The organism is Lysinibacillus sp. FSL M8-0216 (genome assembly GCF_038595555.1).
In the GTDB taxonomy this organism is placed as follows: domain Bacteria; phylum Bacillota; class Bacilli; order Bacillales_A; family Planococcaceae; genus Lysinibacillus; species Lysinibacillus fusiformis.
The window spans coordinates 1,549,886-1,576,496 of the sequence record NZ_CP152007.1 but is presented as its reverse complement, the minus strand read 5'-3'; the positions used below and the strand labels follow the sequence as shown (position 1 = coordinate 1,576,496).

The following is a 26,611-nucleotide window of genomic DNA, read 5'->3' as shown; positions in this document are numbered from 1 at the left end:
AAAGACACCAACGTCCTATGGTGTCTTTTCGTCGCATTAACCCTTTGTCAATATTTCTACATATTTTTCAGCAGTTCGTATGTCGATTGTCAAAAAATCTTTTCCATAGGTAGTTTGAATTACAAATGGAACATCACTAGTGTTCTGAAACCTAAAATCCAAGCTTCCATAGGCAACCGTCGCATCCCTTCCCTTTGGCACATATCCAATATCCAGAGAATGATGGTGACGTTCTACATACTTGACTTGTAGCTGATCCACTGCATTAAAGAGGGTCGAGGAAGTTTGACAAATACCCCCACCAATCCCCATTACCACTTTCTTATTAATAATTTCTGGTGCAGGCTGATAGCCATTTGCCTCATCTCGAGGTCCAACCATCGTATTAAATGAAAAATGGTCACCACTACCCACGATGACATTATTAATAGCCTTGGCAGAAAGCTCAATATTTTTATTTCTTCCCAAATCAGCGCTATTAAAATACGTCGTATAGGATGCTACAACGACCTCCTCTAAATAAGGAATGTCCTCAAATGAATATCCACTTTGCGTCAAATAAAGAGGTATCTCCACTTGACCACCAGTCGCAGAGGCATCCAGTATTCTCTCTACTAATTCACTTTCTTTTAAAATCATTTGCGGCCTTCCCTTGATTACTTTTCCTTCTTCATCCAATCGATCAAGCATCATTCGCTGGTCATAGCCCTCCATTTCATCCATCCCTCTTGCTAATTCCTTTGCTAACTGCTCGATATGCTGCTGATAGGCTTGCAAATTTGTCTCATAGCCACTATCCTTTGGTGAAATGGTTTCAATAATCTTCTTTGTTTTCGGATCTACAATCTCCACAAGAGCCGGCCCATTTTGTGGAACTTGCTCATAGGTAACTGGCTTTTTCATTTCTTCGACTGGCTGTTTTAATGGTTGATTTTCTTGCTCTAGACTTTGGTCGTTGTTCAAATTTTTTTGACAACCTACTAGTCCCACCATACATAAAACACAAAATGCGGAAACTAACTTCCTTTTCAACATATACACCTACCTCTATGTTCATACTACAGAGACATCTTATTCATATATTGCTTATAGTGTGTGGTTTTTGTAGATATTTATTTGTTTGCCTGACAAAATGAAACTTCCGGATCTGCTTACTCTTGACGATCACAGTTAATAAGGTAGGCTTTTTCTTATGTATCGCAGGGATAGCCTGGCACTAAGACAAGTTAGAAGTAAACGACTGCTACCCCAATATTTTGCTCTTTAATCATGCACAATTGACAGAACGTATCTTACTATTTTTTTCTTTGCAAAGTATTTGAGTACTACGAGTATTTTGTTGAAACCTTTGAGCTACCAGAACATTGGTGGATGAAATTAACTTGTCTTTATTACAGGCTATAGACAAATTACCCCTGTATCTATACCAGTCGGTCCATTAAACCCTGGGATTACATCCACTACCATATTGGTTGCTATATCTATGACAGACACTGTATTGTCCGTTTGATTTGTGACATATGCAAAAGTGCCATTTGGTAAGATCGTTACTTGGTCAGGTGAAGAACCAACAGGGATTGTTGCTATCACCATATTTGTCGTTGTACTGATGACAGATACGGTATCACTACCTTTGTTGACGATATACAAAAGTGTTCCATCAGGTGTAATGGCTGATCCTACAGGTCCTGTTCCTACAGGGATTGTACCAACTACTATATTGGTTGCAACATTAATGATAGATACATTATCGCTATTTTCATTTGTAACATAAGCAAATTGTCCATTTAATGTGAAGACAATTGATCTTGGGCGAATTCCAACAGGGATAGTAGCAACCACCATATTGGTCGCTGTATTTATAACAGATACACTACCTGAATTTTCGTTTGCCACGTAAGCAAACGCACTATTCGGCGTAAAAGCAATACCTTGAGGTTGAAGCCCTACTGGAATTGTTGCTGTCACGGTATTTGTCGCTGTATCTATGACGGATACAGAGTTAGCGCCTAATCCGTGATTGGAAACATAGGCAAGGGCTCCATTTGGTGAAATCGCTACACCAAGAGGCTCACTTCCAACTGGAATCGTAGCGACTACCGTATTTGTCGCTGTATCAAATACAGTTACATTATTGGAGAAGAGCGCTGGCACATAACCAAACGCACCATTTGGTGTAATCGCTATTTCTAGTGGAGCCGTTCCTACTGGAATGGTAGCGACTATCGTATTGGTTGCTGTATCGATTACTGATACTCTGTTATCAGGAGTTGCTAACTGTCCAGCGTCTGTTACATAGACGAGATAGTTACAAGTTGGTGGTACTGGTAAAAATGGGTGCTTACAACGACAAGGGCAACAAAAACCGCAGCAATGGCAATGACAACCTGGATTTGATTTAAACTTGATTTTAAAAAATCTTTGTTCTTTTCCCACACTGAACAACCTCCCAGACATATATGACTACTATATGCCCACAAAATTGAGTTTCTTGTATATTTACCTATTTGAACTTGTGTGAAATGTGTAGATTAGTTGTTTACATGAGATACCAGCACTTTTAGTTTTTTTGGGTGATGTAAGATAGACTTTGTACCATGTTGAAATGGATCATGAAAAAGAGGAAGAACGATGGCCTCAGTTTTGAATGTCCACTACCATTAGACACCAAAAAACAATGAAAGATGGAAATGATAGGACTATTAACATACGAAAAAATGATAATAGTTTAGTACAATGAAAATTATGGAACTTTTCTGAACTAAAGGAGGAAATTAAGGTGCCTCAAACATTATTATCTTCTAAAATAACAATGCCACATCATTCACCCACTTTAATAGAAAGAACTCAATTATTCGATTTATTCGATCAACATATACATGTTAAATTAACGATTTTACGAGCTCCAGCGGGTTATGGGAAAACCAGTATACTAACTAGCTGGTTGAAAAATAAAAAAGAAACCACTGCATGGGTTTCCCTAGATGCTGCTGATAATGATCCGATACGTTACTGGACATATATTTTACACGCTATTGCTAGGTCTTCTAAAAGTGAAATAGATCAGATTCTTGCACCGCTACTCAACTCGCAGGACCCTGCAACACTTGAATTTTTTATCTATTCTCTGTTAGAAGAAATGAATGCCATCCAACAGCCCATCTCGATTGTACTAGATGATTATCATGTCATAGAAAATCCAGTGATACATCAACTCATGACACAATTCGTAGAATATTTACCTAGTCATGCACATATCTATATGTCCTCTCGTTCCGTCCCTGCACTACCAATAGCTAAGTGGCGAGTTAAGCAGTGGATACATGAAATCCATTCGGGACATTTACGCTTTACGTTACAGGAGGTGAAGCGATTTTTTTCCTGCAAACATTTACCTGCTCTCAACCACCAACAGTTGCAAGCTATTTTAGATAAAACTGAAGGTTGGGTAGCCGGATTATTGTTAACTAGCTTTGCACATGACCCTGATATAGAAGCTTTGGAAGAAGCTGCACAGCCCTTTATTTCAGAATTTTTATGGCAAGAAATTATTCATAATCTACCTTCTGAAACACAACAATTTTTGCTGCGCACTTCCCTATTGCAGGAGCTGGACCCTGCTATTTGTGATCAATTGACCAAACAGACAAATAGTCTTGAACAATTGGAACATTTAGAAGCAAAAGGACTTTTCACCATTCGGTTGCAATCCAAACAGCCCATATTCCGTTACCATCATTTATTAGCGGAAGCATTGCAAATGGAATTAACAAGACAATTTTCGAAGCAGGACATACGTAATCTTGTTCTCGAAACATCTCAATTCATTTATGACCAAGGGGATTATATTTCTGCTATTGAATTAGCACTTAAACATGGACAATATGACCTAGCGACGCCATGGATGACCGATCATCTTGTTCAGCTTTTTTTATCAGGTCAAACAGCAACGTTTATGCGGTGGTTGCACCAGCTTCGTCGTGACCAATATAAAGTCTCTTATGAAATGCTAGTCATTGGCTTTTTGACATCGATTTCAACCACGGAAGTTGAAGCAGCGTCATCTCTTATGGAGGAACTTGAATTGCGGCAGCTGACTGAACAATGGATGGAGCAAGAGGAGCATGCGGCCATGACCTATATTTATGAAAGTGCAAAGGCTTTTGCTATCGTTGCCGCTGGTGGTGATTTACAGTTAGTGGAACAAATTATGAGAAAACAGCTCGCCAAAGGACATATCCCCTCTAGATGGGATCATGTGCCTATTCCCTATAATAGTTTTGAATATAAGCTTTTACGAACAAGCATTGGCTCAAAAGGAAAACTTCAAACAATGGAACAAGGAACAGTCATAAGTGAGCTTTTTCGAGAAACGTCTTTACAAACAGCTAATGTAACTGCTTTTAGCTATGGTGTTGCCGCCGAATCATTGTATGAACGCAACCTAATACCGTTTACCCATAAAGAAATCGAAATGGCACTTAAGCTTGGCCATCAGTTACAAGATCCTGGATTATGTATCCCCATGTATCTCCTGAAAGCAAAAATCTATATCCAGCAAAATCAAATAAGTTCAGCTGTTGCTATGCTGACCCAGCTATTAGAGGATGTGACGGAAAAGCACTGGCGTACATCTATACAAATTATGCAAGCCTACTGTCATATTATTGCAGGCGATAGTCATCAGGCTGAGTTGATCTTACAGTCTATCCAATCAAAGCAACCATTCTGGCTCTTAGTACATGCCCGTTTACTATTATTGAAGGAAAAGCCGAACGAAGCCTTAACGAGCTTAATTCAGATAAAAATGAAAGGTCAGCAGGAAGAGCAAATTGCTACAATTATTGAAGCCACAATTCTTGAAGCTATTTGTCAATACCGTCTAGGTCACCAAGAACTCGCCTTAGAATCTTTACACGAGGCTTTCGAACTCGCAGCACCCTTCTATTATGTTCGATCCTTTTTAGATGAAAAGGATTTAGAGCCGCTATTAGAAATTTATTTCGAACAGCTTCATCAACGATGGGAATCCATACCGACAGTTTATTTTAGTTACCTAAAAGAAGGGACCGCATTTCCTGCCAAAGCTCCATCAATGCTGACACAACGGGAAAAGGATATTTATGATTTGCTAGTAGATGGTATAACTAATCGTGAAATAGCTAAACGTCTGCATTTATCAGAAGGCACTGTTCGTGTTTATTTATCTACAATTTATAGTAAGCTAGGGGTTAACTCCCGAGCCAAGGCGATTGCCCTCAAAAAACATTAAAGCTCCTAAAAGGCACACTGATGCCTTTTGCTATAAAGATTCATTTATTTATAGTTGTACAAAATAATAATTTACCGCTCTTAGAAGATCTGGATATATTTAAATAAATTCCAAAAAAACTGCCCAAACTCAGTCTTACCTGATTGGGGCAGTTCTTCTTTTATTTTTGTATAAACATTTGCGTCCAGTAGTTGCCATCTGCTACATAACCTATACCGATATGTGTATAGGTTTTGTTGAGAATATTCGCACGGTGCCCTTCACTGTTCATCCAAGCTGTAACGACTTCTTGTGCAGAGCGTTGACCTTTGGCAATATTTTCACCGGCTGATCGATATGAAATACCGAAATTTTTCATCATCGTAAATGGCGTTCCATACGTTGGACTTGTATGGTCAAAGTATTTTTTATCATGCATATCTTGAGATTTGTATTTAGCTACTCTTGATAACTCCCAGTCGTCTTGTAATGCTGAGAGACCTGCTTTGGCGCGTTCCGCATTCACCAGTTTAATGACTTCTTGTTCAACGCTTGCTTGTTCCTTTACAGGGACATTTATTTTTTGTCCAGGATAAATTTGATTTGGATTGGCAAGCTGTGGGTTTACATCCATTAATTCTTGTACACCTGATTCCGTTTTCAATGCGATTTTCCAAAGAGTGTCACCAGATGAGACTGTATAGGATTCAGCCGCCATTGCCCCCACTGGTACTAATAATGAAGCTGCAATAACTGAAGCAAGTGCCGCTTTTTTTACTTTTTTCAACATGTCTATCATCCTTCCTGTTTGCTCTCCTATTATGGTAAATAGTTTTTGAGCAATGATCATCACAAAATATTTGGAAGGATTTTTACAAATACATGACAGATGAACAACAAAAATTTACGAATCCCAATTTAACACCATTTATCATGATGCACCTTGTCATCAAGTTGCAATCTAATTGTCATTAACAAACATTACCAACTAAATTAGTCTTCCATATTTACTGAAGAAACCCTACTTCGCTACTAATTTCCTCTTCATTTGGTAAATTAATAGAATATAGAGACAGTCATAAAAAAAGGTAGCTATAGAAATAATGGTAATAAACGGCGTACGGAAATAAAGATAAAAGCCAACTGCAGCAAACAATGTTCCAATCATCTTACAGACAGCAATGCCCATGGATTGACCATCTAAATTCCCTCTTCGTAATAATAAACCGATAAATAATCCTGACATCATGAGGTTTTGCATAAACGCTGCGTACTTCCCTTCAAAATCCTGAAATTGATGAATAATCCCTAAAATCATTAACATGCTGAAAATTAAAGTGACCAAAAAAGAGGCATATAATAATTTTTTAGACAGGATTCTCCGATATTCTGGTGGTGCAAAACGTAAAAATTGCATCAGTATAACGACATCTAATATGAGCCAAGTGAGCGTAATCAATCGTTGAAGGTCATTTTGTGGGTAAAGAAAAGTAAAGATAAATTCCCATGCAATATTGGCACAAATAGCAACCATAGGCATGCCGTATTTTTTATCCTTCCACCCTTTGTAAATAACTAATATATATGTAATAATCCAGAAAAGGCCCATGCCTATTTGGCAAATTAATAAAATATCTAGTTGAGCCATTTTTTACTCTCTCCCTCCACATATGATTCCTCATACTATATGTGAAGAAATCTATTCATTATGTCTAAAAGTTTGCTAGTAGAGTAAGGGAAAGTAGTAACAAATATTCAAGGGAATGGAACCTATACATTCGTAGTGGAATCCTATATAGTAAAGCGGGGTGATTGAATGAAATCAAAAATATATGTAGATAATGATCAATTTATCGCTGGCACTACCTTAAAGGATACGATGGAATTAGAGCATAATAATATGGCGTTGCATGTTTGCGATCATATCCATGATGTCATTGACAATCGTCAACAATTAGCAACAGCATTGAACTGCGACCTACAAGATTTTATTTGTACGGAACAAACACATAGTGCCAACTTCCATCGAGTGACCTTAGCCGATAAAGGACGTGGCGCCGTGCAAATGGATACGGCTGTGAAAAACACAGATGCTCTTTATACAGTTGAGCCTAATTTATTATTATGTAGTTTTACGGCAGATTGCGTTCCTGTGATTTTTTATAATGTGGCCAATGGTTTAGTGGGCGTCATTCATTCAGGGTGGCAGGGCACTATTAAAGAAATTACTCCTAAACTGTTCCAGCATCTGTTGGAAGAAGAACAATGTCGACCAGAGGATTTTCACGTTCAAATTGGTATGGCATTAAGCCAGCAAAAATTTGAGGTAGATGCTGATGTGTATGAGAAGTTCCACAGCCTTGGTTATGCAGAGGAATTTATGTATTTGAATACCGAGACGAATAAATACCATATTGATAATCAAAAAACGGTGAAAAAACAATGTGAACTTGCTGGTATTCCATCTGAGCAAATCCAAGTTGATGCCACTTGTACATTCCTTAGCCCTGATGGCTTCTCCTATCGTCAGGACAAACAGGCAGGCAGACATTTAAGCTTTATTATGCGAAAATCTTAAACAAACGAAAAGGACAATCCACTTCAGCATAAGGATTGTCCTGTTTATTTTAATGTACCAGTACTAATAATTGACGTCTCAACATGTACCTCTGTTTGTAATTTACTTATGACTTCCCTCGTTTTTTTGGTCGTCCACTTTCCATGATAGTACATTCTAAATTTTTCACTTAACCCACTAGGATCGACATCCATATTTTTTAGTTTATCTAAAAACTTGGTAATATCCACTTCTAGCTGCTTATTTACATCCTTCTCTAACCGACTAATGCTTTCAATCGTATTCAACTCGTATTCTCTCGCCCCTTTGTATTCACTTAACGTTCCTTTAATTTGTAGGTGAATGATGAGCTTAGGTGAGTCAACATTTTTATTACTTTGCATTTTAATAGAGCTCTCAATTAAATCAATCATTAATTTTTCCTCCCCATATCCCTCATGTAGATCTAAATGGAGAGGTGCTAGACTTTTTCTTCCTAGTAATGCTTGAACAATGAGTGCCTCCTCTGGCTTAATCACTTCATGCATATGGTTCCCCTTAAAAACAGCAACACCTTTAATTTCAATCTTCTCATCGCGTTTTTCAAGATATGGAATAATCGTATCCGTCACAGGATTCGTTATTGTATACATAAAATCATGGATATTCGTATTCGGATTAAATGCTGTATTTATACTGGGTTCCAATAAATCATTAATGTAAATATTAATGTTTGGTTTATCCGGGTAATTTCCCTTTATAATGGCTTCTGCTTTGTCCTTCACAATAGCAATGAGGACTTTATTGCCCACCTCAGCATTTCTGTATAGATGCTGAATGACATTTTGTATCTCACCTTTTCGTGCAAAATCTTCATTAACCAACACAACTCGTAATTGGTTAAAGACAATTTTTTTATCCGAAAGCTTTTCGATTTCTACGATGCCATTCGATACAAGATCTGTAGACACCGAAAAAATTTGTGTGTTTTGTTGTGCCTCTGGTGAATATTGAGGAATAGCGACCGTTAATTTCATTTGATCTTCATCAATATAATCAAACGCCATTGTTCCAACCATCCCTATATCCTCTAAAGGTACCTTCAGCTCTTTTCTTGAACAACCAGCCAATAACAATAAAAGCGCAAGTGTGATACTTAGTAGAAGCTTTCTATTCATTGTTGCACCTTCTTTTTTCGAACTATATAGATCATGCTTAAGAAGATTGGCCAAATAATTAGCATATAACCAATGTAATTACTTGCTGTAAAAAGTTTCTCTTGGAATTCTCGAGAAAATGGCATTCTAATAATCAAAAAAATGATAGCAGCAATCACATATAATTGATAACTATTTTTCTTTTTAAACAGCGTATCCACGCCTAATTTAGCACACCATACATAGGCTGTGGCTGTCGATAATATTAAAAATACCCATAATGTTATACCGATAATATCGATTCGTTCCACGAAGGTAAGTTCGCCGGCTTTAAATAAATTCAAAACGGAAAACTCTACGTTTTTCAACTGCCATTCAGAATAATAGATGACGCTTACTACTGTCGTGAAAAAACAAAGGAAAATACTAATCCAAATACCAATCAATGAATGACGAAAGGCTTTTTTCTGATCGATAATATATGGAAAGTAAAACATAATTAATTCATAGCCAAGGACTGATAAATAGCCTTCTTTAAATGCATTAAAGAAATCTAGCCCACTAAAATTGAATAAAGGGAGTAAATGACTTACCTCCCCTTTTTCAATAGCCCACTGTGTAAAATAGAACATGCCGATTGTAATAAAAAAACTCATCATGCAAAATCTAGCAATGGATTTGATACCACCACTTACAATATATATCAGTAACAGTAAGAAACACAGCACAGGTAAAGTGATGGTTTGCTCTTGTAACGCTGTACTTTGTATGAGATGCATATAGTTGCTAATAATTCCTGCACTAAAGATAATAAATTGAATGACAAACAAGAGATTAAGGCTTTTCCCTAAAACTTTCCCGAAAAGAATTTCATTGATACGAAATAGATGTTCATTCGGGTATTTCGAGCAAAGCCAAATCATGGGCCAAAGAGTTAAGGTAGCAATAATACCGAACAATACGGGCATAAACCACTCGGTATAACCCATAGCACTTAATTTTTGCGGCAATGATAGTATTCCTGTCCCTACCATAATACTCTGGGCCAAAAAAATGACGTGATAGCGATTTAACATCTTTACGTTAGCTGCGCCCAAGTCTTTTACCTCATTTCTCCTCTGTCGGTTTTTTCTGAGCACTTGATATGCCTGATTTTTTCGTTAAATAGTTGATAGGAAATCTGATGACATTATCTAACAAATCTGTTGGATTTCTCGGTATACCTGGTGTCATATAATGAGTTCCTAATGATTTTAAACTTAGTAAATGATGAATTAACCAAGCAAAGGCAAGCATTTGCCCAAATAGACCAAATAACCCAGCGGATAAAATGAAAATATATCGCACAAATCGGCTAGCATTACTCATCAAGAAAATCGGTGGTAGGAAAGATAATAGTGCAGAAGTGGCCACCAACACAATGAGAATATTACTAAGTAATCCTGCCTGCACAGCCGCAGTCCCAATGACAATACCTCCTACGATACCGATTGTTTGTCCTACTTTTGCCGGCATTCGAGAACCCGCTTCCCGTAATACCTCTACAATCAATTCGATAAATAACACTTCGATAAGAGGTGGAAAAGGCACTTTACTTCTCGATTCTTGAAGATTTAACAAAAGCTCATATGGCAATATTTCTGGATGAAAGGTTAAGGCAGAAATATACATGGGCGTAATCATGATCGTTAAGAAAAAACCAAAGAAGCGCAGCATCCTTAGTAATGAGGCTGTTGTCCATCGGTTATAATAATCCTCAATCGACACGAACATTTCAAAAAACGAGGTCGGACAGACAATCGCTAATTGGCTATTATCCATAAACATGACAATCCGGCCGTCAATTAAGTATCGACAAATACTATCAGGGCGTACCGTCATATAATATTGGGGAAAAGGGGATAGCGGATTATCCTCAATTAATTGCTTCAACACCGAAATATCTGTAAATAAAGGGAATTCCACCTGATCAATACGATTCCTAAGATCGTCTAAGTTTTTATGGTTCACAATATTATCCATATACATAATGGAAATTTTAATATTAGCCTCAGAACCAACAATACGATTTTCATTTTTTAGCTGAGCGCTTTGAATTCGTCTTCTCACTAGAGAAATATTGGTCTCCAAAGATTCCGTAAATGCATCCTGAGGCCCTATAACGGTTGATTCTGTTTCAGTATTTGTAATGGCCCTTGTAGGTGCACTATACGTATCCATACTTAAAAGTGCATTGGTTTCATGAAAAAACAGCAGTGTTTGCCCAGAGTTCAATTTTTTAATGACGCCTTGTATATCTTTAGGGTCCACATATTGAGCCATTTGATGAATTTGTTTGATATTATTGGTTAACGGAATAGATACCATTGATTGTAACGTCATTTTTTCTATAAGAGAGGAAAAATATATAAGGGTAACATCCCCTTCTTCTGTTGCAATCATATTTAGCTTTACATCATCTACATCATTTATTTCCTTCTTTAATTTAGCAACAAGCTGTTCAGGTATTTCGTGCATTCCGTTCAACCCCTTTTATTTCAACGAATACCAGTCTCCACACGTAGTTTTTTATAGTTTGGCATGTTTACGAATGTTTATGTAAAAAATATGCTAGCAAAAATATGCAAAAAAAGATGCCTCTCTTGTTAAGAGAAGCATCTTTTTGCTATTCGCCCTGATCCGTACTGTAGCGATTTTTGCCAATACCAAATGCATAATAGCTAATAGTTACAATTACTAAAAATACAATTCCTACGATTAATGATATACGCGTATCGTCATTAATCCACATGCCAACCAGCACCATCATTAAGAAGATAATTGTTAAATAATTCGTAATAGGGGCTAGTGGCATTTTAAACGGGTGATTCGCTAATTGTTCACCTTTTACTTTTCTAAATTTCATTTGGCTAATTAATATAATGAACCATGGTATCATTCCTGGTAAAACACTTGCACTGTACACATAGACAAATAAATTCTGTGGTGCAATATAGCTTAAAATGACACCAATCACTAAACCAATTAACACGCCAGCTGTACCAAATAAAGGTACACCACTTTTAGAAAGCTTCGCGAAAAATTTCGGTGCTTGTCCATTCATCGCAAGAGTATATAACATACGTCCTGCACTATAAATACCACTGTTACAGCCAGACATAGCAGCTGTAATAACGACAAAATTAATAATACCTGCAGCAGCTGTAATACCTACCTTGGCAAATGTCGCAACAAAGGGACTACCGATCGTACCCAATTCATCCCACGGATACACTGTCACAATGACAAAAATAGCTCCGATATAGAAAATTAAAATGCGCCAAATAATACTTTGAATAGCATTCGTAATTGTCTTTTGTGGATCTTTTGCTTCCCCTGCTGTAATACCAATAAGCTCTACACCTTGGTAGGCTGCAACTACTAACGATAATGCAAAGAAGAAGCCTGTCCAGCCACCAGTAAAGAAGCCACCATGACTCCATAGATTTGATAAGCCAATCGCAATACCATCATTACCAAAGCCAAAGAAGATCAGTCCAACCCCTGCTACAATCATTAATATAATGGTTACGATTTTAATCATGGCGAACCAAAATTCAAATTCACCAAAAGATTTAACTGAGATAAAGTTTGCCACACCTAATATGATCATTGCAATGAGACCCGGTATCCATGCTGGTAAATCAGGATACCAATACTGCATATACGTTCCCACGGCTATAATTTCAGACATCCCAACAATTACCCATTGGAACCAGTTGCTCCATGCTGTTAAATAGCCTGCTAAAGGGTGAATGTATTTATAGCCAAATGTTGCAAAAGAGCCTGTACTTGGCTCCATATAAAGCATCTCACCCATTGCTCTCATAATGAAAAATATAAAAATACCTGCAATTCCATAGGCAAGGAGTACTGAAGGTCCTGTCCATTGGATGGCACTTGCAGAACCCATAAATAAGCCCACACCAATCGTACCGCCTAGCGCGATCATTTGGATGTGACGTGCCTCTAATCCTCGTTGTAATTCTTTGTTGGCCACTCCATAACGCCTCTTTTCCTGTTGTTCTATCTACGTTGAATATACTTTAAAATCATAATCAATTTTTCTAAAAAAGACAATTGTATTTTTAGGAAAAACAAAAAATAATGTTTTTTTGGTAGATTTAGCATATGGAGTAGCTCCCTTACTATTATTGTTCTAAAAATTCTAAATATATTAGTTTTTTCACTTTATTTCGACAAAAAGATTGACCTAATTATCAAAAAAGTATAATATTTTTACATATTTCTAAGAAAAAGAGGATTGAGCGTGAGTAAAATATTATTTAGAAGAAAGAAAATCGAGGAACTATTACAAAATAGCGGGACTATTCAACTAAAGAAAACGTTAGGTGCCTTTGATCTTATATTATTAGGAGTTGGTGCCATCGTCGGCACTGGTATTTTCATCTTGCCTGGAACGGTGGCAGCAACACATGCTGGGCCTGGGATCGTTTTTTCCTTTATTATCGCCGCCATTGTTTGCGCTTTTGCAGGCATGTGTTATTCCGAATTTGCATCAAGTGTCCCCGTAACTGGGAGCGCCTATACGTATGGCTATATTGTCTTTGGCGAGATTATCGCGTGGTTAGTAGGATGGGCTTTACTTTTGGAATATGGACTGGCTGTTGCCGCTGTTGCGACAGGTTGGTCATCTTACTTAACCTCACTTCTTGCCGGCTTTCATATCGTTTTGCCCCAAGCAATTTCAGGAGCCTTTAATCCTGCTGCTGGCACATATATGAATGTACCTGCGATTTTGATTATTTTTGCTACGGCATTTTTATTAACGCTTGGTATTAAAGAATCCACTCGATTCAATACTTGGATGGTTTTCTTGAAGGTCGCTGTCATCTTACTATTTATTGGCGTAGGGGTATTTTATGTAAAGCCTACTAACTGGGAGCCCTTTCTACCATTTGGCATAAGCGGCGTCTTCAGTGGAGCAGCACTTGTATTTTTTGCTTATTTAGGTTTTGATGCGGTATCTTCGGCTGCTGAGGAAGTTAAAAATCCACAGCGGAATATGCCCATTGGCATCATCGGTTCTTTACTTATTTGTACGGTGCTCTATGTTGTTGTATCAATGGTTTTAACAGGTATCGTTCCCTATCATGCGTTAAATGTAAGTGACCCTGTTAGCTATGTGATGCAGATGGTCCACCAAGATTGGATTGCGGGAATAATCTCATTAGGTGCCGTAGTTGGAATGATGACTGTTATATTAGTGATGTCTTACGGAGGAACACGACTACTGTACGCATTAGGCCGTGATGGTTTACTGCCAAAAAGTATGGCTGAGCTCAGTCCTAAATTTAAAACTCCCGTGAAAAACACATGGATTTTCGCAATATTAGTTGCCTTTTGTGCAGGATTTGTGCCACTTTCTAAGCTTGCCGAACTAGTCAATATGGGCACATTAGTCGCATTTACTATTGTATCCATCGGTGTGGTGTATTTACGTAAAAATAAAAATATCCCTTCTGGGGGCTTTAAAGTACCGTTTTTCCCAGTCCTACCGATTTTATCATTCCTATTATGTCTCTTTTTAATATCACAGCTTTCTGTCCTTACATGGGTTGCATGTGGTATTTGGTTCATCATCGGTTTGATTGTTTATTTGGTTTATGGTCGAAAGCATAGCGAAATGAATAAAGAATAAGAAAAAGGTGTCTCTCATAGGGACATCTTTTTTATTTTAATTGATGTCAATTCCCATAAAACTAAAGGCTTGCTCTGTTGTTACATAAAGAACTGGCAAACAAAAAACCTCTATCCATCCTTGGCGAATGAAATAGAGGTTACTTCGTTATTATAGTAAGGTTTGTTCCTGTAATTTTGCTGTGAAATACTTTCGTGCATCTGCCGTTAGAATTTGTAGTAAGGTCACTTCTTCCTGACGAGCAAATTCTACAAACATCCCACTTAAATTTTCGTAGACATATTTGATTTTAAAGCCGCTATCTAAATAAAGATCCACTTTTTGGATTTCCTCTTTGCTTTGTTGGAATTCAGACATGCCATCACCTCACCTTCATTTGAAAATGTCTTGATGTAGTGTCACTTATTCGGCACCTTTTATTTCTAGCAGAGGGTCTGGTTGCTCCACTAGCTCATCTTCCTCTTGATCTGTCAGTGGCGCATGTGCTTGTTGGCCAAATAATTCATCCAAATTATGTCCGACTGTAATACCTAAATACTTCGCATCACTTGGATCTACTAGCTCTGCTTGAGGGTATTTTTTAAACCACCAATACTTCGCTAAGACATAATAGACAATTGCTCCTACAAAGAACCCTACTAAAGAAGAATAAGTTGAAAAAATATTGGCGATAGCACCACCGATTACCCAGGCCACTAACCCGGCGATATTAAAACCTTTATAGTATTTAAATTGCCCATCTAATTCATAGAGTTCCTTGACATGTACACGTCGTTTGCGAATGAGATAATAATCCGCAAATAAAATCCCTACAATCGCCGTTAATATTCCACCTATAATCAATAAAACATTGACCATTACATCAAATAAATTCCATGGTTGAGCAAGAATACCAATAATCCCCGCAATAACAACCCCTACCCAAAAAGGTACTTTGGGGCCACCGATATTTGAGAAAATAGTAGCTGCTGGTACGACATTAGCAGACGTATTCGTTGACCATTGTGCTAAAACAATCATCAGCAAAAGGATACCTAAAATAAAACCACTCGCACTTTGTTGTAAAGCATTGATAGGGTCAGCAGATGCTACCGCCATATAACAAACTGCACCAATTGTAACAATAAATGTGTTCGTTATTGGCATAACAATTAATGAGCCCACGAGCTGTGTTTTATTCCGTTTGAACCAATTGCGTTCATTTTTAGGTGCTTTAAAAAAGCGAGATAATGATGGCATATCAGCTGCCAGTGTTGACCAAAAGCCCATGTTTGCCATGACCACTACCATAAAAGCTGTAAAGGCAGCAAAGCCCGTTGTTGGCGTTTCTACCCACGTCCATATATTTTTCCCTTGGGACGTAGCATTATCAGCTAATGTGTAATACATCCAGCAAGAAATCAAAATAATGACAGGCGCTGCTAGATCAGCGAAGCGCTCAATGGACTTAATGCCGAGTGATGTATTAAAGAGCTGAAGCGCCGCAAATACAAGGAAACAAATGAACCAATTATCAAAATCAAACAATAAATTTAAAATGCCGTTTATGGCTAATGCGCCAAAATACGTATTAAGACCAAACCAACATGCGGCTGTTATGCCCCTTACAAGAGAAGGAATATGAGTGCCAAATGTGCCGAATGGTGCACGCATATAAACAGGGAATGATAATCCATGCTCAATACCTATATCACCAATTAACGTCATAAAGACACCGATCAAACAGGAACCTACCAACGTAGCTAAAATAACCATAGGTAAGGATAAATTCATAATGGCTGAACCGCCAATTGCAAAAGCCGCTAAAACAATCGCCATCCCTATCCAAATCACCGCAAAACCAAATGTTCCAATATTTCTTTGTTGATGTGTCACTGGAAGTAAATCTGGGGATTTTAAATAATTCCCTTCACGTTCCATAAAGTTTCTCTCCTTTTTTTCTAATTTCCGTGACAACCTACTTGAAGTTTTTCCCTCCTCCATCGCCACTTGATGAAGGAAGGTGGAATTTCGATTTTATTCATTTATCTTCATTCAGTTGGTGTTCGATAGGCTATAGCTCATCCCTATAAATGTCTACTACTGAATAAAGATGAAAAGTCTTTATTTTGAGAGACTGCTAATGAGCGATTGGCGTTCATTCCATGTCATCGGTGGAACGGTTGATTTACGTTCAACCATAGAAATGGCACCATCTACTGGACAAACAATAGAGCATAGATTACAACCAACGCAGTCTTCTTCACGAACTTTTAGCAATGGACGTCCATTTTCTGTATAAAGATCAATACATTGATGTGACGTATCCTCGCAAGCAATATGACACTTGTTACAATTAATACAAACATCATTATTAATTTCTGCGACAATTTTATAATTTAAGTCTAAATCACCCCAGTTTGAATATCTTGAAACGGAGCGACCTACTAAGTCCATGACGGAAGCTAAACCTTTATCGTCTAAATAATTGTTCAACCCATCAATCATATCCTCCACAATACTAAAGCCATGGTGCATCGCTGCTGTACAAACTTGAACGCCTGTTGCACCCATTAATATAAATTCTGCGGCATCCTGCCAATTAGAAATTCCGCCAATGCCCGAAATCGGTACATTGACTAATGGATTACGAGCACATTCTGCTACCATATTGAGTGCAATCGGCTTTACAGCTGGACCACAATAGCCACCATGCGCCCCTTTACCAGCAACATGAGGAACTGTATTCCAAGTATCTAAATCTACACCTGCCAAACTATTGATCGTGTTTATCATACTTATGGCATCTGCTCCACCTCTTTTAGCTGCTTCTGCCGTAACTGTAATATCCGTAATGTTTGGTGTTAATTTCACAATAACAGGTGTACGTGCCGCTTCCTTTACCCAGTACGTTTGTTTTTCCACCAGTTCAGGGACTTGACCAGAGGCAGAACCCATGCCTCGCTCTGCCATCCCATGTGGACAACCAAAGTTAAGCTCAAGACCATCAACCCCCACATCTTCTACACGTTTTACGATTTCATGCCACTTTTCTTGCTTTGGCTCCACCATTAAAGAGGCTATAATCGCGTGATTAGGAAATTTCTTTTTTGTCTCATAAATTTCTTGTAAATTTACTTCTAACGGTCGATCTGTAATTAATTCAATATTATTGAAGCCCGCTACACGCTGGCCGTTAAAACTAACAGCCGCAAAACGGGAGGATACATTTAAAATTGGATCCCCCAATGTTTTCCATACAGCACCACCCCATCCTGCTTCAAATGCGCGTTGTACCTGATAACCAGAATTTGTAGGCGGTGCGGATGCCAACCAAAATGGATTCGGCGATTGGATGCCTGCTAAGTTAATGCGTAAGTCTGCCATGTAAGTTCCCCCTTTATGCAATCTCACTTGGTTTTCTTAAACGTTCGTGAATCTTGTATGCTGCATCTTTTCCTTGCTGTACAGCAGTCACCACCATCGCTTCTCCCTGTCCATTGCCAAAGACAACGTCTCCACATGCAAACACTTTGTCATTGGACGTTTGCATCGTCGTCTCATCTATATCAACAACGCCATTTGTATGGGCTAAACCAAATGCTTCAATTAATGAAACAAAACGAGTTTGCCCAATGGCTTTAATGACCGCATCCACTTCAATAATAAAATTAGAGCCCTGTAATTCCTCTGGTCTTTGTCGACCATCAGGCCCAGGTTCACCAAGCTTCATTTTCACGCATTCAATACCTGTTACCCTGCCATCCTCATTGCCAATAATCTTCTTTGGTGCTGTGAGCCATTTAAATTCCACACCATCCTGCTTCGCAAATTCATATTCAAATTGATAGGCAGTCATTTCTTTTTGCGTTCTTCGATAAAGTATTTGGACATTCTCTGCCCCTAAACGCACTGCACTTGTAGCACCGTCTATCGCTGTATTTCCGGCACCAATAACAGCAACACGTTTTCCTACAATCTCATTTGTAAGCGGCCCCATTTTTGTTTTTCTGACAAACTCAATAGCATCGTGGACACCATCTAAATCTTCTCCCTCAATGCCTAGATTGGGAACAGCCCCCATACCGACAGCTAAAATAACATGGTCATATTCTCCCAAAATTTCATCGGCAGTAATATCGACGCCAACCGTCATATTAGTTTGAATATCCACTCCAAGCTGTTCAATTTGCTCGACTTCCCAATCAACAACATCATTAGGTAATCGGAACGCTACAATACCAAAACTACCTAAGCCACCTGCCTTCGCTTCAGCCTCATAGATAGTTACTTGATAGCCAAAACGACTTAGTTCACGTGCAGCCGATAAACCAGCAGGACCAGCTCCAATAATGGCTACCTTATGACCATTACTTGGCCCCTGTTTAAATAGCTGAGCATTCGTTTCCATTGCCCAATCCGTTGCATAACGCTGTAACTCCCCAATTTTGATTGGCTTTGTTGAAGAATTTAAGACACACGCTCCTTCGCATAATTCTTCCGTTGGACAAACCCTTGCACAGCTTGCACCAATAGGATTTGCTTCTAATATAGTCGTAGCAGAGCCCTTCATATTACCAGATGCGATTTTTTTTATGAAATTTGGAATTTGAATACTTGTCGGACAAGCTTTAATACATGGTGCGTCATAACAATAAAGACAACGATTGGCTTCCTCAATAGCCTCATTCTTTGTCATCTTGTTTTTTAATTCCACAAAATTACGTTTAAGCTGCAAGGTCATCGCATTTTCTTGAATCGGAACCATTCCACATCCCCCTCATGTGTTCTTTTTTCCGTGCACCAATTACGAGACCGATTGTTTTGTTCTCCAGCCAAAACAATCGGTCCTAAACTGAAGGAAGCTAAATCTTCAAGGCTTCCGCAGCTACTGTTTTTAATGGACGTTTAATATATTGTCCGCTACCTAGTACACCAACAAATTCTTTATTTTTAATGACATATTCGCCACGTACTAGCACACTAACAGGCTCGCCAGTCACTTCCCATCCCTCATATGGGTTATAGTCGACGTTCATATGATGTGTTTTAGCCGAAATTTGGCGTTTTGCCTCTGGATCAAAAATAACGATATCTGCATCAGAGCCGATGGCGATTGTTCCCTTTTGCGGGAATAAACCAAATATTTTTGCAGCACTTGTTGAAATCATATCGACAAATTCATGAATCGAAATTCTACCTTTGGCAACGCCTTCAGAATATAAAATACTGAAACGATCCTCAATGAAAGGCCCTCCATTTGGAATTTTTGAGAAATCATTTAGGCCTAACTGTTTTTTACCCTTAAAGCTAAAGGAGCATTGGTCAGAGCCAATTGTCTGAAGCTGTTTCGCCTTTAGGGCATTCCATAAATGTTCTTGATGATATTTCGGGCGAAGAGGAGGTGACCAAACATACTTGGCTCCTTCAAAGCCTGGCTGGGCAAGAGCTGATTGATCAAGTGTTAAATAGGGTGGACATGTTTCACCATAGACGTCATAGCCCTTTTCACGAGCAGCAATAATTTCATCCACCGCTTCTTTACATGTTACATGCACTACATATAGCTTTGCTCCAGCAATATGCGCTAATTCGATGGCACGTTTTGTTGCCTCTCCCTCTAATTCAGCCGGACGTGTTAATGCATGATAAATCGGCTCCTTATGGCCTGCACGTCTTGCTTCCTCGACAAGTTCATCAATCACAGAGCCATTTTCACAATGGACCATCACCAATGCTCCAAGATCTTTGGCAATTTTAAACGCCTTAAAAAGTGTTCGATCTGAAGCCTGGAACTCTTTAGCATATGCCATAAAGACTTTGACAGAGGTAATTCCCTCTTGCTCTAAAATTTGAGGTAATTCGGCTTCGGTTTCAGGCGTTAAATCACCAATCATTAAATGGAAACCATAATCAATAGCAGACTTTCCTTTGGCTTTGTCATGCCATCTTTCTACGGCCGCTGACAATTTTTCTTCACCAGCTGTTAAACAAAAATCTAAAATAGTGGTTGTCCCACCAAAAGCCGCCGCAATCGTTCCTGACTTCCAATCATCATCTGTCACTGTATTATTGAATGGCATATCTAAATGCGTATGAGGATCAATCCCCCCTGGCAACACATATTTCCCAGTTGCATCAATGATTTCAGCGCCATCCTCACTTAAATTTTGCCCGATTTGCACAATCTTGCCATTATCTATTAAAATATCTGCCTCATATGCATCCGCAGCAGTTGCTACTCTTCCACCTTTAATCATTTTTTTCACTGTGCCCCTCACCCTTCATCACAAAATTAGAGAATACTTCATGTTTAATGCAATGTATAAGTTTCGCCCATACTAAATTTTGTTTGTAGCGTTAGAACCGTTTCTAGCAAAATATCTGCTCCCTTTGCACAATCCTCAAAGGTTGTTTTCTCTTCCTCACAATGACTCTTCCCTTGAATACTTGGAACAAAAATCATTGCCGATGGAACCATACTCGCCATATACTGGGCATCGTGTCCTGCTCCACTAAACATGCGATGTACAGTATAACCGAAGCTCTGACAGGCTCTTTCTACCTCATTACAAATAGCTGTATCAAAATACACGGTTTCCCTACCCCATAACTTTACTGGGTGGATATTACATCCTCCTGCAGTTTCGGGTAGCGCAAGAAGAATATCCTCAACTTGTTCCATCACCTCAGGATTTTGATGACGAGAATCAATCGTAAATGTCACCTGATTAGGGATGACTGTGTGAATATTTGGCGAAACATTCAGACGGCCAAATGTAAACACTAATTGCTCATCAATCTTTCCTAATTGCTCATGTAACTCAGTTATGATCGTTGAGGCAACAATCATTGGGTCTTTCCGCATTGTCATGGGAGTCGTACCAGCATGATTCGATTGCCCTGTAATTGTAATTTCGTAGCAAACCATGCCAAGCACACCTTCTACAACCCCAATTTCATGTTGTTTCGCTTCTAACACTGGCCCTTGCTCAATATGCAATTCGATATAAGCAAGTGCTTCCTTCAGACGATTGGCTTGCTCTCCCTCATACCCACTTGCTTGTAACGCTTCGTGGAAACGAACACCATTTTTATCTGTGGATTGTAGCATCTTTTCTTTGTCAAATTTCGAGGTGATAACCCCCGAACTCATCATTGCTGGGTCAAAACGAGCCCCTTCTTCATTCGTAAAATTGACAATCATGAGCGGAATATCCACTTCAATTTCATTTTCTTTAATCGTTCGTATTGCCTCGATAGCAGTTAATATGCCTAATACACCATCGAATCTTCCACCCTTTTCCACCGAATCTAAATGGGAACCCATAACGATTGGTGGCACATCCTTTTTCCCAGCAAGAGTCGCATAAATATTGCCCATATCATCCACATGAATATCCATACCTAAAGCTTCACAACACTCACAAAAATAGTTTCGTGCTAATACATCCTCATCCGAAAGAGACAAACGTGTGACGCCACCATTTTCAGTAGCCCCAAATTGACTAAATTGTTCAATTAACTCTCGCAATCGTCTACTATTACATTTATACATATGCAAGTCCTCTCTTTCACAGTAGTTATTAAACATTCTAAAATAGATAAAATTTGAGAGATATGGATAGAAAACTAAAAAAATATGTGCAACTGCACATCATATATGGTAAGTTATGTTCATAATTAAGGGGGGGGAATATGGGTACGATTCGTAAAATCGTGGAGGGAGTTCAATTCCCAATGCTCACATTAGTCGCTGGACATAGTGGTACGTATCGAAGAGTTACTGGTATTAATGTTGTTGAAAGCAATGATTTAATCATGTTTTGTAGACCCAATGAATTAGTCGTCACAACTGGTATTCATTTAAATGCAGATGTAAATTCATTAGAACAACTTGTGAAACAAGCCTACGCCAAAAAAGTAGCTGGTTTTATTATTAATACAGGTCCATTCATTCCTAATATTCCAGAGGCCGTCATCTCATTTGCCAATCAATATGATTTCCCTATTTTTCAAATGCCATGGAATTATCGAATTGCCGATCTATTAAAAACGACCTTTCAGTTTATCGCCAACCACCATCAGGAGCTATCCATGGAAGAAAAAGTTCTGTTCAATTTATTATTCCATTACAAACAAAACGCTAACAGCATGAAGGATCAACTAGCACAGCTTGGTTTTCCTCAAGGAAGAGAATTAGCCATCATTACTTGCACAACAGTCGGCACTCAAGCCTCCATTGATCGATATGAGGTATTGGTGCAGTTCGCTTTTCAAAATCGCTATCAACGCTTCTTAAAATTAAAACATAAAAACTACCTCATCTTTTTAATTGATAAAACACAGATCAATACACCAAATATACCCTTCTCAAAAATCGTTGAAGAAATCTATGAAAAAATTACGTTAAAAAATGGTTGCTTGGATATGATTATTGGAAAAGGCAACTATCATAAAGAGCTTGAAAATGTCCGAAAAAGCTATGATGAATCATTAACGGTCATTCATTTAGCGCAGCTCCACAACAATCGTTTTTTATATAAATATAAAGAAATAGGTGCCTATAAAATTATTATGGCTGTGCAAAATCAAGCACTCATGAAATCCTTCAGCCAGGATATTCTTGGTCATCTCTACCACTATGATGATGTGCACAACACAGATTATGTACCATTTTTACGCATTTTTCTTGAGGAAAACGGCAGTACAAGTAGGATTAGTGAGCGTCAGTTTATTCATCGCAACACGGTTCTTTATAAAATAAAAAAAATTGAAATGCTTTTAGATATGGACTTGAGTAATCCCTTTACTAAGACAAATTTGTATATTGCCTTTTTAATAGAGGATGTTTTAACACATTAATAATGGCTATGTAGTCATTTAATTATCAGAATTTTCTATCACAAAATATTCCTTCTAAAACTGGTAAGGCATACATATAAAGTACAAATGGGGACGACTTTGCATTTTTATTGTCCACATCTGACTTAAGACGTATGCATGTTCAGCCATTACTTGTTTAAGGAGTGAATGTAGTGACCAATGTAACAAGACCAAATTGGCAAGTCAAAGATGAACAATTTGTATGGCACTCCATGAAGCCATACAACCCAAAAGCAACGATGATTGTCCAATCTTCTAAGGGTGCCTGGATTACCGACACTGAAGGAAAACGCTATTTAGATGCTATGGCAGGCTTATGGTGTGTAAATGTTGGTTATGGTCGAGAGGCAATTGCTAAAGTTGCCTATGATCAATTACTAGAAAATACGTATACACCGTTATCTGTTGGACATATCCCTGCCATTCAATTAAGTGAAAAGATTAGTGAACTATTAGGAGATGATTATGTCGTCTTTTACTCGAACAGTGGTTCTGAAGCGAATGAAGCTGCCTTCAAAATCGCTCGACAGTATCATCAACAAAAAGGACATGTCAATAGAACGAAGATTATTTCTCGTTATCGTGCTTATCACGGGAGCTCAATGGGGGCTTTAGCGGCAACTGGACAAGCTCAGCGAAAATACAAATATGAGCCATTGGCACCTGGTTTTATCCATGTCACGCCACCTGATTCGTATCGTGCCAATGAAGACCATATTAAAAGTAAAGATCCATGTGCATTGCCATCTGTGCAAGCGATCGACCATGTCATGACCTGGGAAATGTCTGATTCTATTGCTGCTGTCATTATGGAGCCAATCATTACTGGCGGCGGTGTGATCATGCCCCATGAGAATTACTTACAAGGGGTTAAAGCAGTTTGTGAAAAACATGGTGCATTATTAATTGTGGATGAAGTGATTTGTGGCTTTGGGCGTACAGGCAAAGCTTTTGGTTTCCAAAACTACGGCATACAACCTGATATTGTGACAATGGCTAAAGGCTTAACAAGCGCTTATATGCCACTATCTGCTACTGCTGTTCGACGTGAAATTTATGAGGCTTTTGCAGGGAATGACGATTATGATTTCTTCCGCCATGTTAACACCTTTGGTGGCTCGCCAGCTGCTTGTGCCGTAGCATTAAAAAATATTGAAATAATGGAAGAGGAAAATTTATTTAACTATTCCGCTACGTTAGGAGAAACGCTCCTTAAAACTTTACAAGAGCAATTAAAGGAACATCCATATGTCGGGGATATTCGTGGAAAAGGGCTTTTGATCGGTATAGAGCTTGTACAAGACAAAAAGAGCAAAGCCCCACTAGATGTCACACTCGTTAATAAGGTTATTGCGCAATGTAAGGAGCAGGGGCTAATTATTGGCAAGAACGGTGTAACTGTTGCAGGCTACAATAATGTTTTAACGCTATCTCCTCCACTAATCGTCTCCTCTGAGGAGATTAACTTCCTTGTGGAAAAATTCACACAAGCCTTACATGCTATAAAATTGTAGGAGGACAGCTCAATGATAACGAATACGGATATTCAAGAATTAGGCCATTTCATTAATGGACAAACTGTTTTAGGAAAAAGTGGACATTTTTCTGATGTATACAATCCAAGCACGGGTTCTGTCATTGCGCGAGTTCCCCTAGCAACACAAGAAGAGGTAAAAGAAGCGATCAATGCTGCCCAAAAAGCATTCCCTGCATGGCGCGCATTATCCGTTGGGAAACGAGCAGAAATAATGCTCAAGTTTCGACAATTACTGACAGACAATATGGATGAACTCATCGATATGATTTGTAAGGAAAGCGGCAAAACCAAAGAAGATGCGAAGGGCGAGATTACACGTGGTTTAGAATCGGTTGATTTAGCCATCAATGCCCCACACTTACTAAAAGGTGAGTATTCCGTTAATGTGGGTGGTCAAATTAATGCTTATTCCACAAAAGCACCATTAGGCATAGTGGCTGCCATTTCACCGTTTAACTTTCCTGTTATGGTCCCACTAGCCATTACAAGCATGGCTGTCGCTGTTGGAAACTGTGTAATTTTAAAGCCATCCGAGCGTGTCCCTTGTTCTGCGCTATATATATCAGAGCTATGGACAAAGGCAGGCTTACCAGAAGGCGTATGGACGGTCATTAACGGTGATAAAGATGCTGTCAATGAGCTTCTATCCAACCCACTAATTGAAGCAGTTTCCTTTGTAGGGTCCACTCCTGTTGCAGAAGCTATTTACGTCACGGCTTCTAAACATGGGAAACGTGTGACTGCGCTTGGCGGTGGGAAAAATAATATGGTTGTCATGCAAGACGCTGATTTAGAGCAGGTCGCAAATGCCTTTTTAGGTGCAGCCTATGGGGCAGCTTCTCAACGGTGTATGGCAATCTCTACCATTATCCCTATAGGGGAGGATACGGCAAATAAATTAGTCACGATCCTAGCTGATAAAATTGCCAAATTAAAAGTGGGACCTTATACAGACCCCGACGTTGATTTCGGTCCAGTTATTACAGAGCATTCGAAGGAAACGATTATTGGCTATATTGATCGTAGCCTACAGGAAGGCGCAACCATTGTTTGTGATGGACGACATCCGGAAATTGCCAAACAATCAAAAGGGTTTTATCTAGGTCCTACTCTCCTCGATCATGTTAAACCAGGTATGGAAATTTATGAGCAGGAGGTTTTTGGACCAGCCCGCAATATGGTTCGTGTGGATTCATTGGATGAAGCGATTGCCTTAATCAATGCACATGAACTGGGTAATGGCGTGACAATTTTTACGAATGATGGTGCAGCTGCTCGTAAATTCACCACTGAAATTGAAGTAGGGATGGTTGGCGTGAACGTACCTATCCCCATTCCAGTAGGCTATCATAATTTTGGTGGCTGGAAACGCTCAAGATTTGGTGAGGGACATATGTTTGGACCAGATCAAGTACGCTTCTTTACAAAAACAAAGACCATTTCAGAAAAATGGATCACACAAGATCATGACACTACATCATCCTTTGCCTTCCCAAGCAATCAAGCATAAAGATAACTTGCGTAGTCATTAAATGGACTACGC

19 protein-coding genes and 1 pseudogene are annotated in these 26,611 nt (G+C 38.7%); 6 read left to right on the top strand and 14 right to left on the bottom strand.

Going from position 1 to position 26,611, the window contains the following annotated elements:
* Window positions 1-36: 36 nt before the first annotated feature.
* Both MKX57_RS07405 and MKX57_RS07400 read right to left on the bottom strand, forming a co-directional pair.
* Window positions 37-993 (bottom strand): VanW family protein, encoded by a 957-nt coding sequence (locus tag MKX57_RS07405; protein WP_171365175.1) that lies wholly within the window; start codon window positions 991-993, stop codon window positions 37-39.
* Window positions 994-1,398: 405 nt separating this feature from the next.
* A pseudogene (locus tag MKX57_RS07400) lies at window positions 1,399-2,319 on the bottom strand (beta-propeller fold lactonase family protein); the annotation flags it as partial.
* Between the two features lie 460 nt (window positions 2,320-2,779).
* Between MKX57_RS07400 and MKX57_RS07395 the strand changes: the two are divergent.
* Entirely contained in the window at window positions 2,780-5,272 is a 2,493-nt protein-coding gene (locus MKX57_RS07395) for a LuxR C-terminal-related transcriptional regulator (protein ID WP_342550875.1), read from the top strand.
* A 160-nt stretch (window positions 5,273-5,432) separates the two neighbouring features.
* Here the strand turns inward: MKX57_RS07395 and MKX57_RS07390 are convergent, their stop codons facing one another.
* Together MKX57_RS07390 and MKX57_RS07385 are read right to left on the bottom strand one after the other, a co-directional pair.
* Entirely contained in the window at window positions 5,433-6,041 is a 609-nt protein-coding gene (locus MKX57_RS07390) for a CAP domain-containing protein (protein WP_043990164.1), read from the bottom strand.
* 231 nt (window positions 6,042-6,272) lie between these two features.
* Window positions 6,273-6,899 (bottom strand): hypothetical protein, encoded by a 627-nt coding sequence (locus tag MKX57_RS07385; RefSeq protein ID WP_008176587.1) that lies wholly within the window; start codon window positions 6,897-6,899, stop codon window positions 6,273-6,275.
* Window positions 6,900-7,067: 168 nt separating this feature from the next.
* Between MKX57_RS07385 and pgeF the strand changes: the two genes are divergently transcribed.
* Window positions 7,068-7,829 carry a peptidoglycan editing factor PgeF gene (gene pgeF / locus MKX57_RS07380; protein ID WP_008176588.1) on the top strand — a complete coding sequence of 254 codons (762 nt, stop codon included), beginning with the start codon at window positions 7,068-7,070 and terminating at the stop codon, window positions 7,827-7,829.
* Between the two features lie 44 nt (window positions 7,830-7,873).
* On the opposite strand, the gene MKX57_RS07375 is transcribed toward pgeF, so the two are convergent.
* The 4 genes from MKX57_RS07375 to MKX57_RS07360 all read right to left on the bottom strand — a co-directional run bounded on the left by MKX57_RS07375 (window position 7,874) and on the right by MKX57_RS07360 (window position 13,004).
* Complete coding sequence (locus MKX57_RS07375; RefSeq protein WP_008176589.1) at window positions 7,874-8,986, bottom strand: Ger(x)C family spore germination protein; 1,113 nt, start codon at window positions 8,984-8,986, stop codon at window positions 7,874-7,876.
* Window positions 8,983-10,062 (bottom strand): GerAB/ArcD/ProY family transporter, encoded by a 1,080-nt coding sequence (locus MKX57_RS07370; protein WP_237068757.1) that lies wholly within the window; start codon window positions 10,060-10,062, stop codon window positions 8,983-8,985. The genes MKX57_RS07375 and MKX57_RS07370 overlap by 4 nt, the downstream gene beginning before the upstream one ends.
* A gap of 10 nt (window positions 10,063-10,072) precedes the next feature.
* The gene (locus MKX57_RS07365) at window positions 10,073-11,482 is read right to left on the bottom strand and encodes a spore germination protein (protein ID WP_089986566.1); all 1,410 of its coding nucleotides are present in this window, start codon (window positions 11,480-11,482) and stop codon (window positions 10,073-10,075) included.
* Window positions 11,483-11,630: 148 nt separating this feature from the next.
* On the bottom strand, window positions 11,631-13,004 hold the full coding sequence (locus tag MKX57_RS07360; RefSeq protein ID WP_089986567.1) for an amino acid permease: 1,374 nt from the start codon (window positions 13,002-13,004) through the stop codon (window positions 11,631-11,633).
* Window positions 13,005-13,274: 270 nt separating this feature from the next.
* Here MKX57_RS07360 and MKX57_RS07355 point away from each other — a divergent pair, with 270 nt between their 5' ends.
* Window positions 13,275-14,666, top strand: a complete 1,392-nt coding sequence (locus MKX57_RS07355; RefSeq protein WP_107921777.1) for an amino acid permease — start codon at window positions 13,275-13,277, stop codon at window positions 14,664-14,666.
* A 150-nt stretch (window positions 14,667-14,816) separates the two neighbouring features.
* On the opposite strand, the gene MKX57_RS07350 is transcribed toward MKX57_RS07355, so the two are convergent.
* From MKX57_RS07350 to MKX57_RS07325, 6 genes are all read right to left on the bottom strand, one after another.
* Complete coding sequence (locus tag MKX57_RS07350; protein WP_089986569.1) at window positions 14,817-15,023, bottom strand: hypothetical protein; 207 nt, start codon at window positions 15,021-15,023, stop codon at window positions 14,817-14,819.
* A gap of 45 nt (window positions 15,024-15,068) precedes the next feature.
* A complete protein-coding gene (locus MKX57_RS07345) occupies window positions 15,069-16,586 on the bottom strand; it encodes an NCS1 family transporter (protein WP_043990166.1) in 1,518 nt (505 codons plus the stop codon).
* Between the two features lie 183 nt (window positions 16,587-16,769).
* The gene (gene preA, locus MKX57_RS07340; RefSeq protein WP_043990168.1) at window positions 16,770-18,032 is read right to left on the bottom strand and encodes an NAD-dependent dihydropyrimidine dehydrogenase subunit PreA; all 1,263 of its coding nucleotides are present in this window, start codon (window positions 18,030-18,032) and stop codon (window positions 16,770-16,772) included.
* 13 nt (window positions 18,033-18,045) lie between these two features.
* Window positions 18,046-19,413: an NAD(P)-dependent oxidoreductase gene (locus tag MKX57_RS07335; protein WP_089986570.1), complete on the bottom strand. Its 1,368-nt coding sequence runs from the start codon at window positions 19,411-19,413 to the stop codon at window positions 18,046-18,048.
* A gap of 97 nt (window positions 19,414-19,510) precedes the next feature.
* On the bottom strand, window positions 19,511-20,914 hold the full coding sequence (gene hydA, locus MKX57_RS07330) for a dihydropyrimidinase (protein WP_043990169.1): 1,404 nt from the start codon (window positions 20,912-20,914) through the stop codon (window positions 19,511-19,513).
* A gap of 44 nt (window positions 20,915-20,958) precedes the next feature.
* Window positions 20,959-22,203, bottom strand: a complete 1,245-nt coding sequence (locus MKX57_RS07325; protein WP_089986571.1) for a Zn-dependent hydrolase — start codon at window positions 22,201-22,203, stop codon at window positions 20,959-20,961.
* Between the two features lie 140 nt (window positions 22,204-22,343).
* Between MKX57_RS07325 and MKX57_RS07320 the strand changes: the two genes are divergently transcribed.
* The 3 genes from MKX57_RS07320 to MKX57_RS07310 all read left to right on the top strand — a co-directional run bounded on the left by MKX57_RS07320 (window position 22,344) and on the right by MKX57_RS07310 (window position 26,578).
* Window positions 22,344-23,510, top strand: a complete 1,167-nt coding sequence (locus tag MKX57_RS07320; protein WP_089986572.1) for a PucR family transcriptional regulator — start codon at window positions 22,344-22,346, stop codon at window positions 23,508-23,510.
* 173 nt (window positions 23,511-23,683) lie between these two features.
* Window positions 23,684-25,045, top strand: a complete 1,362-nt coding sequence (locus tag MKX57_RS07315) for an aspartate aminotransferase family protein (RefSeq protein ID WP_089986573.1) — start codon at window positions 23,684-23,686, stop codon at window positions 25,043-25,045.
* A 12-nt stretch (window positions 25,046-25,057) separates the two neighbouring features.
* The gene (locus MKX57_RS07310) at window positions 25,058-26,578 is read left to right on the top strand and encodes a CoA-acylating methylmalonate-semialdehyde dehydrogenase (RefSeq protein WP_342550874.1); all 1,521 of its coding nucleotides are present in this window, start codon (window positions 25,058-25,060) and stop codon (window positions 26,576-26,578) included.
* Window positions 26,579-26,611: the final 33 nt, after the last annotated feature.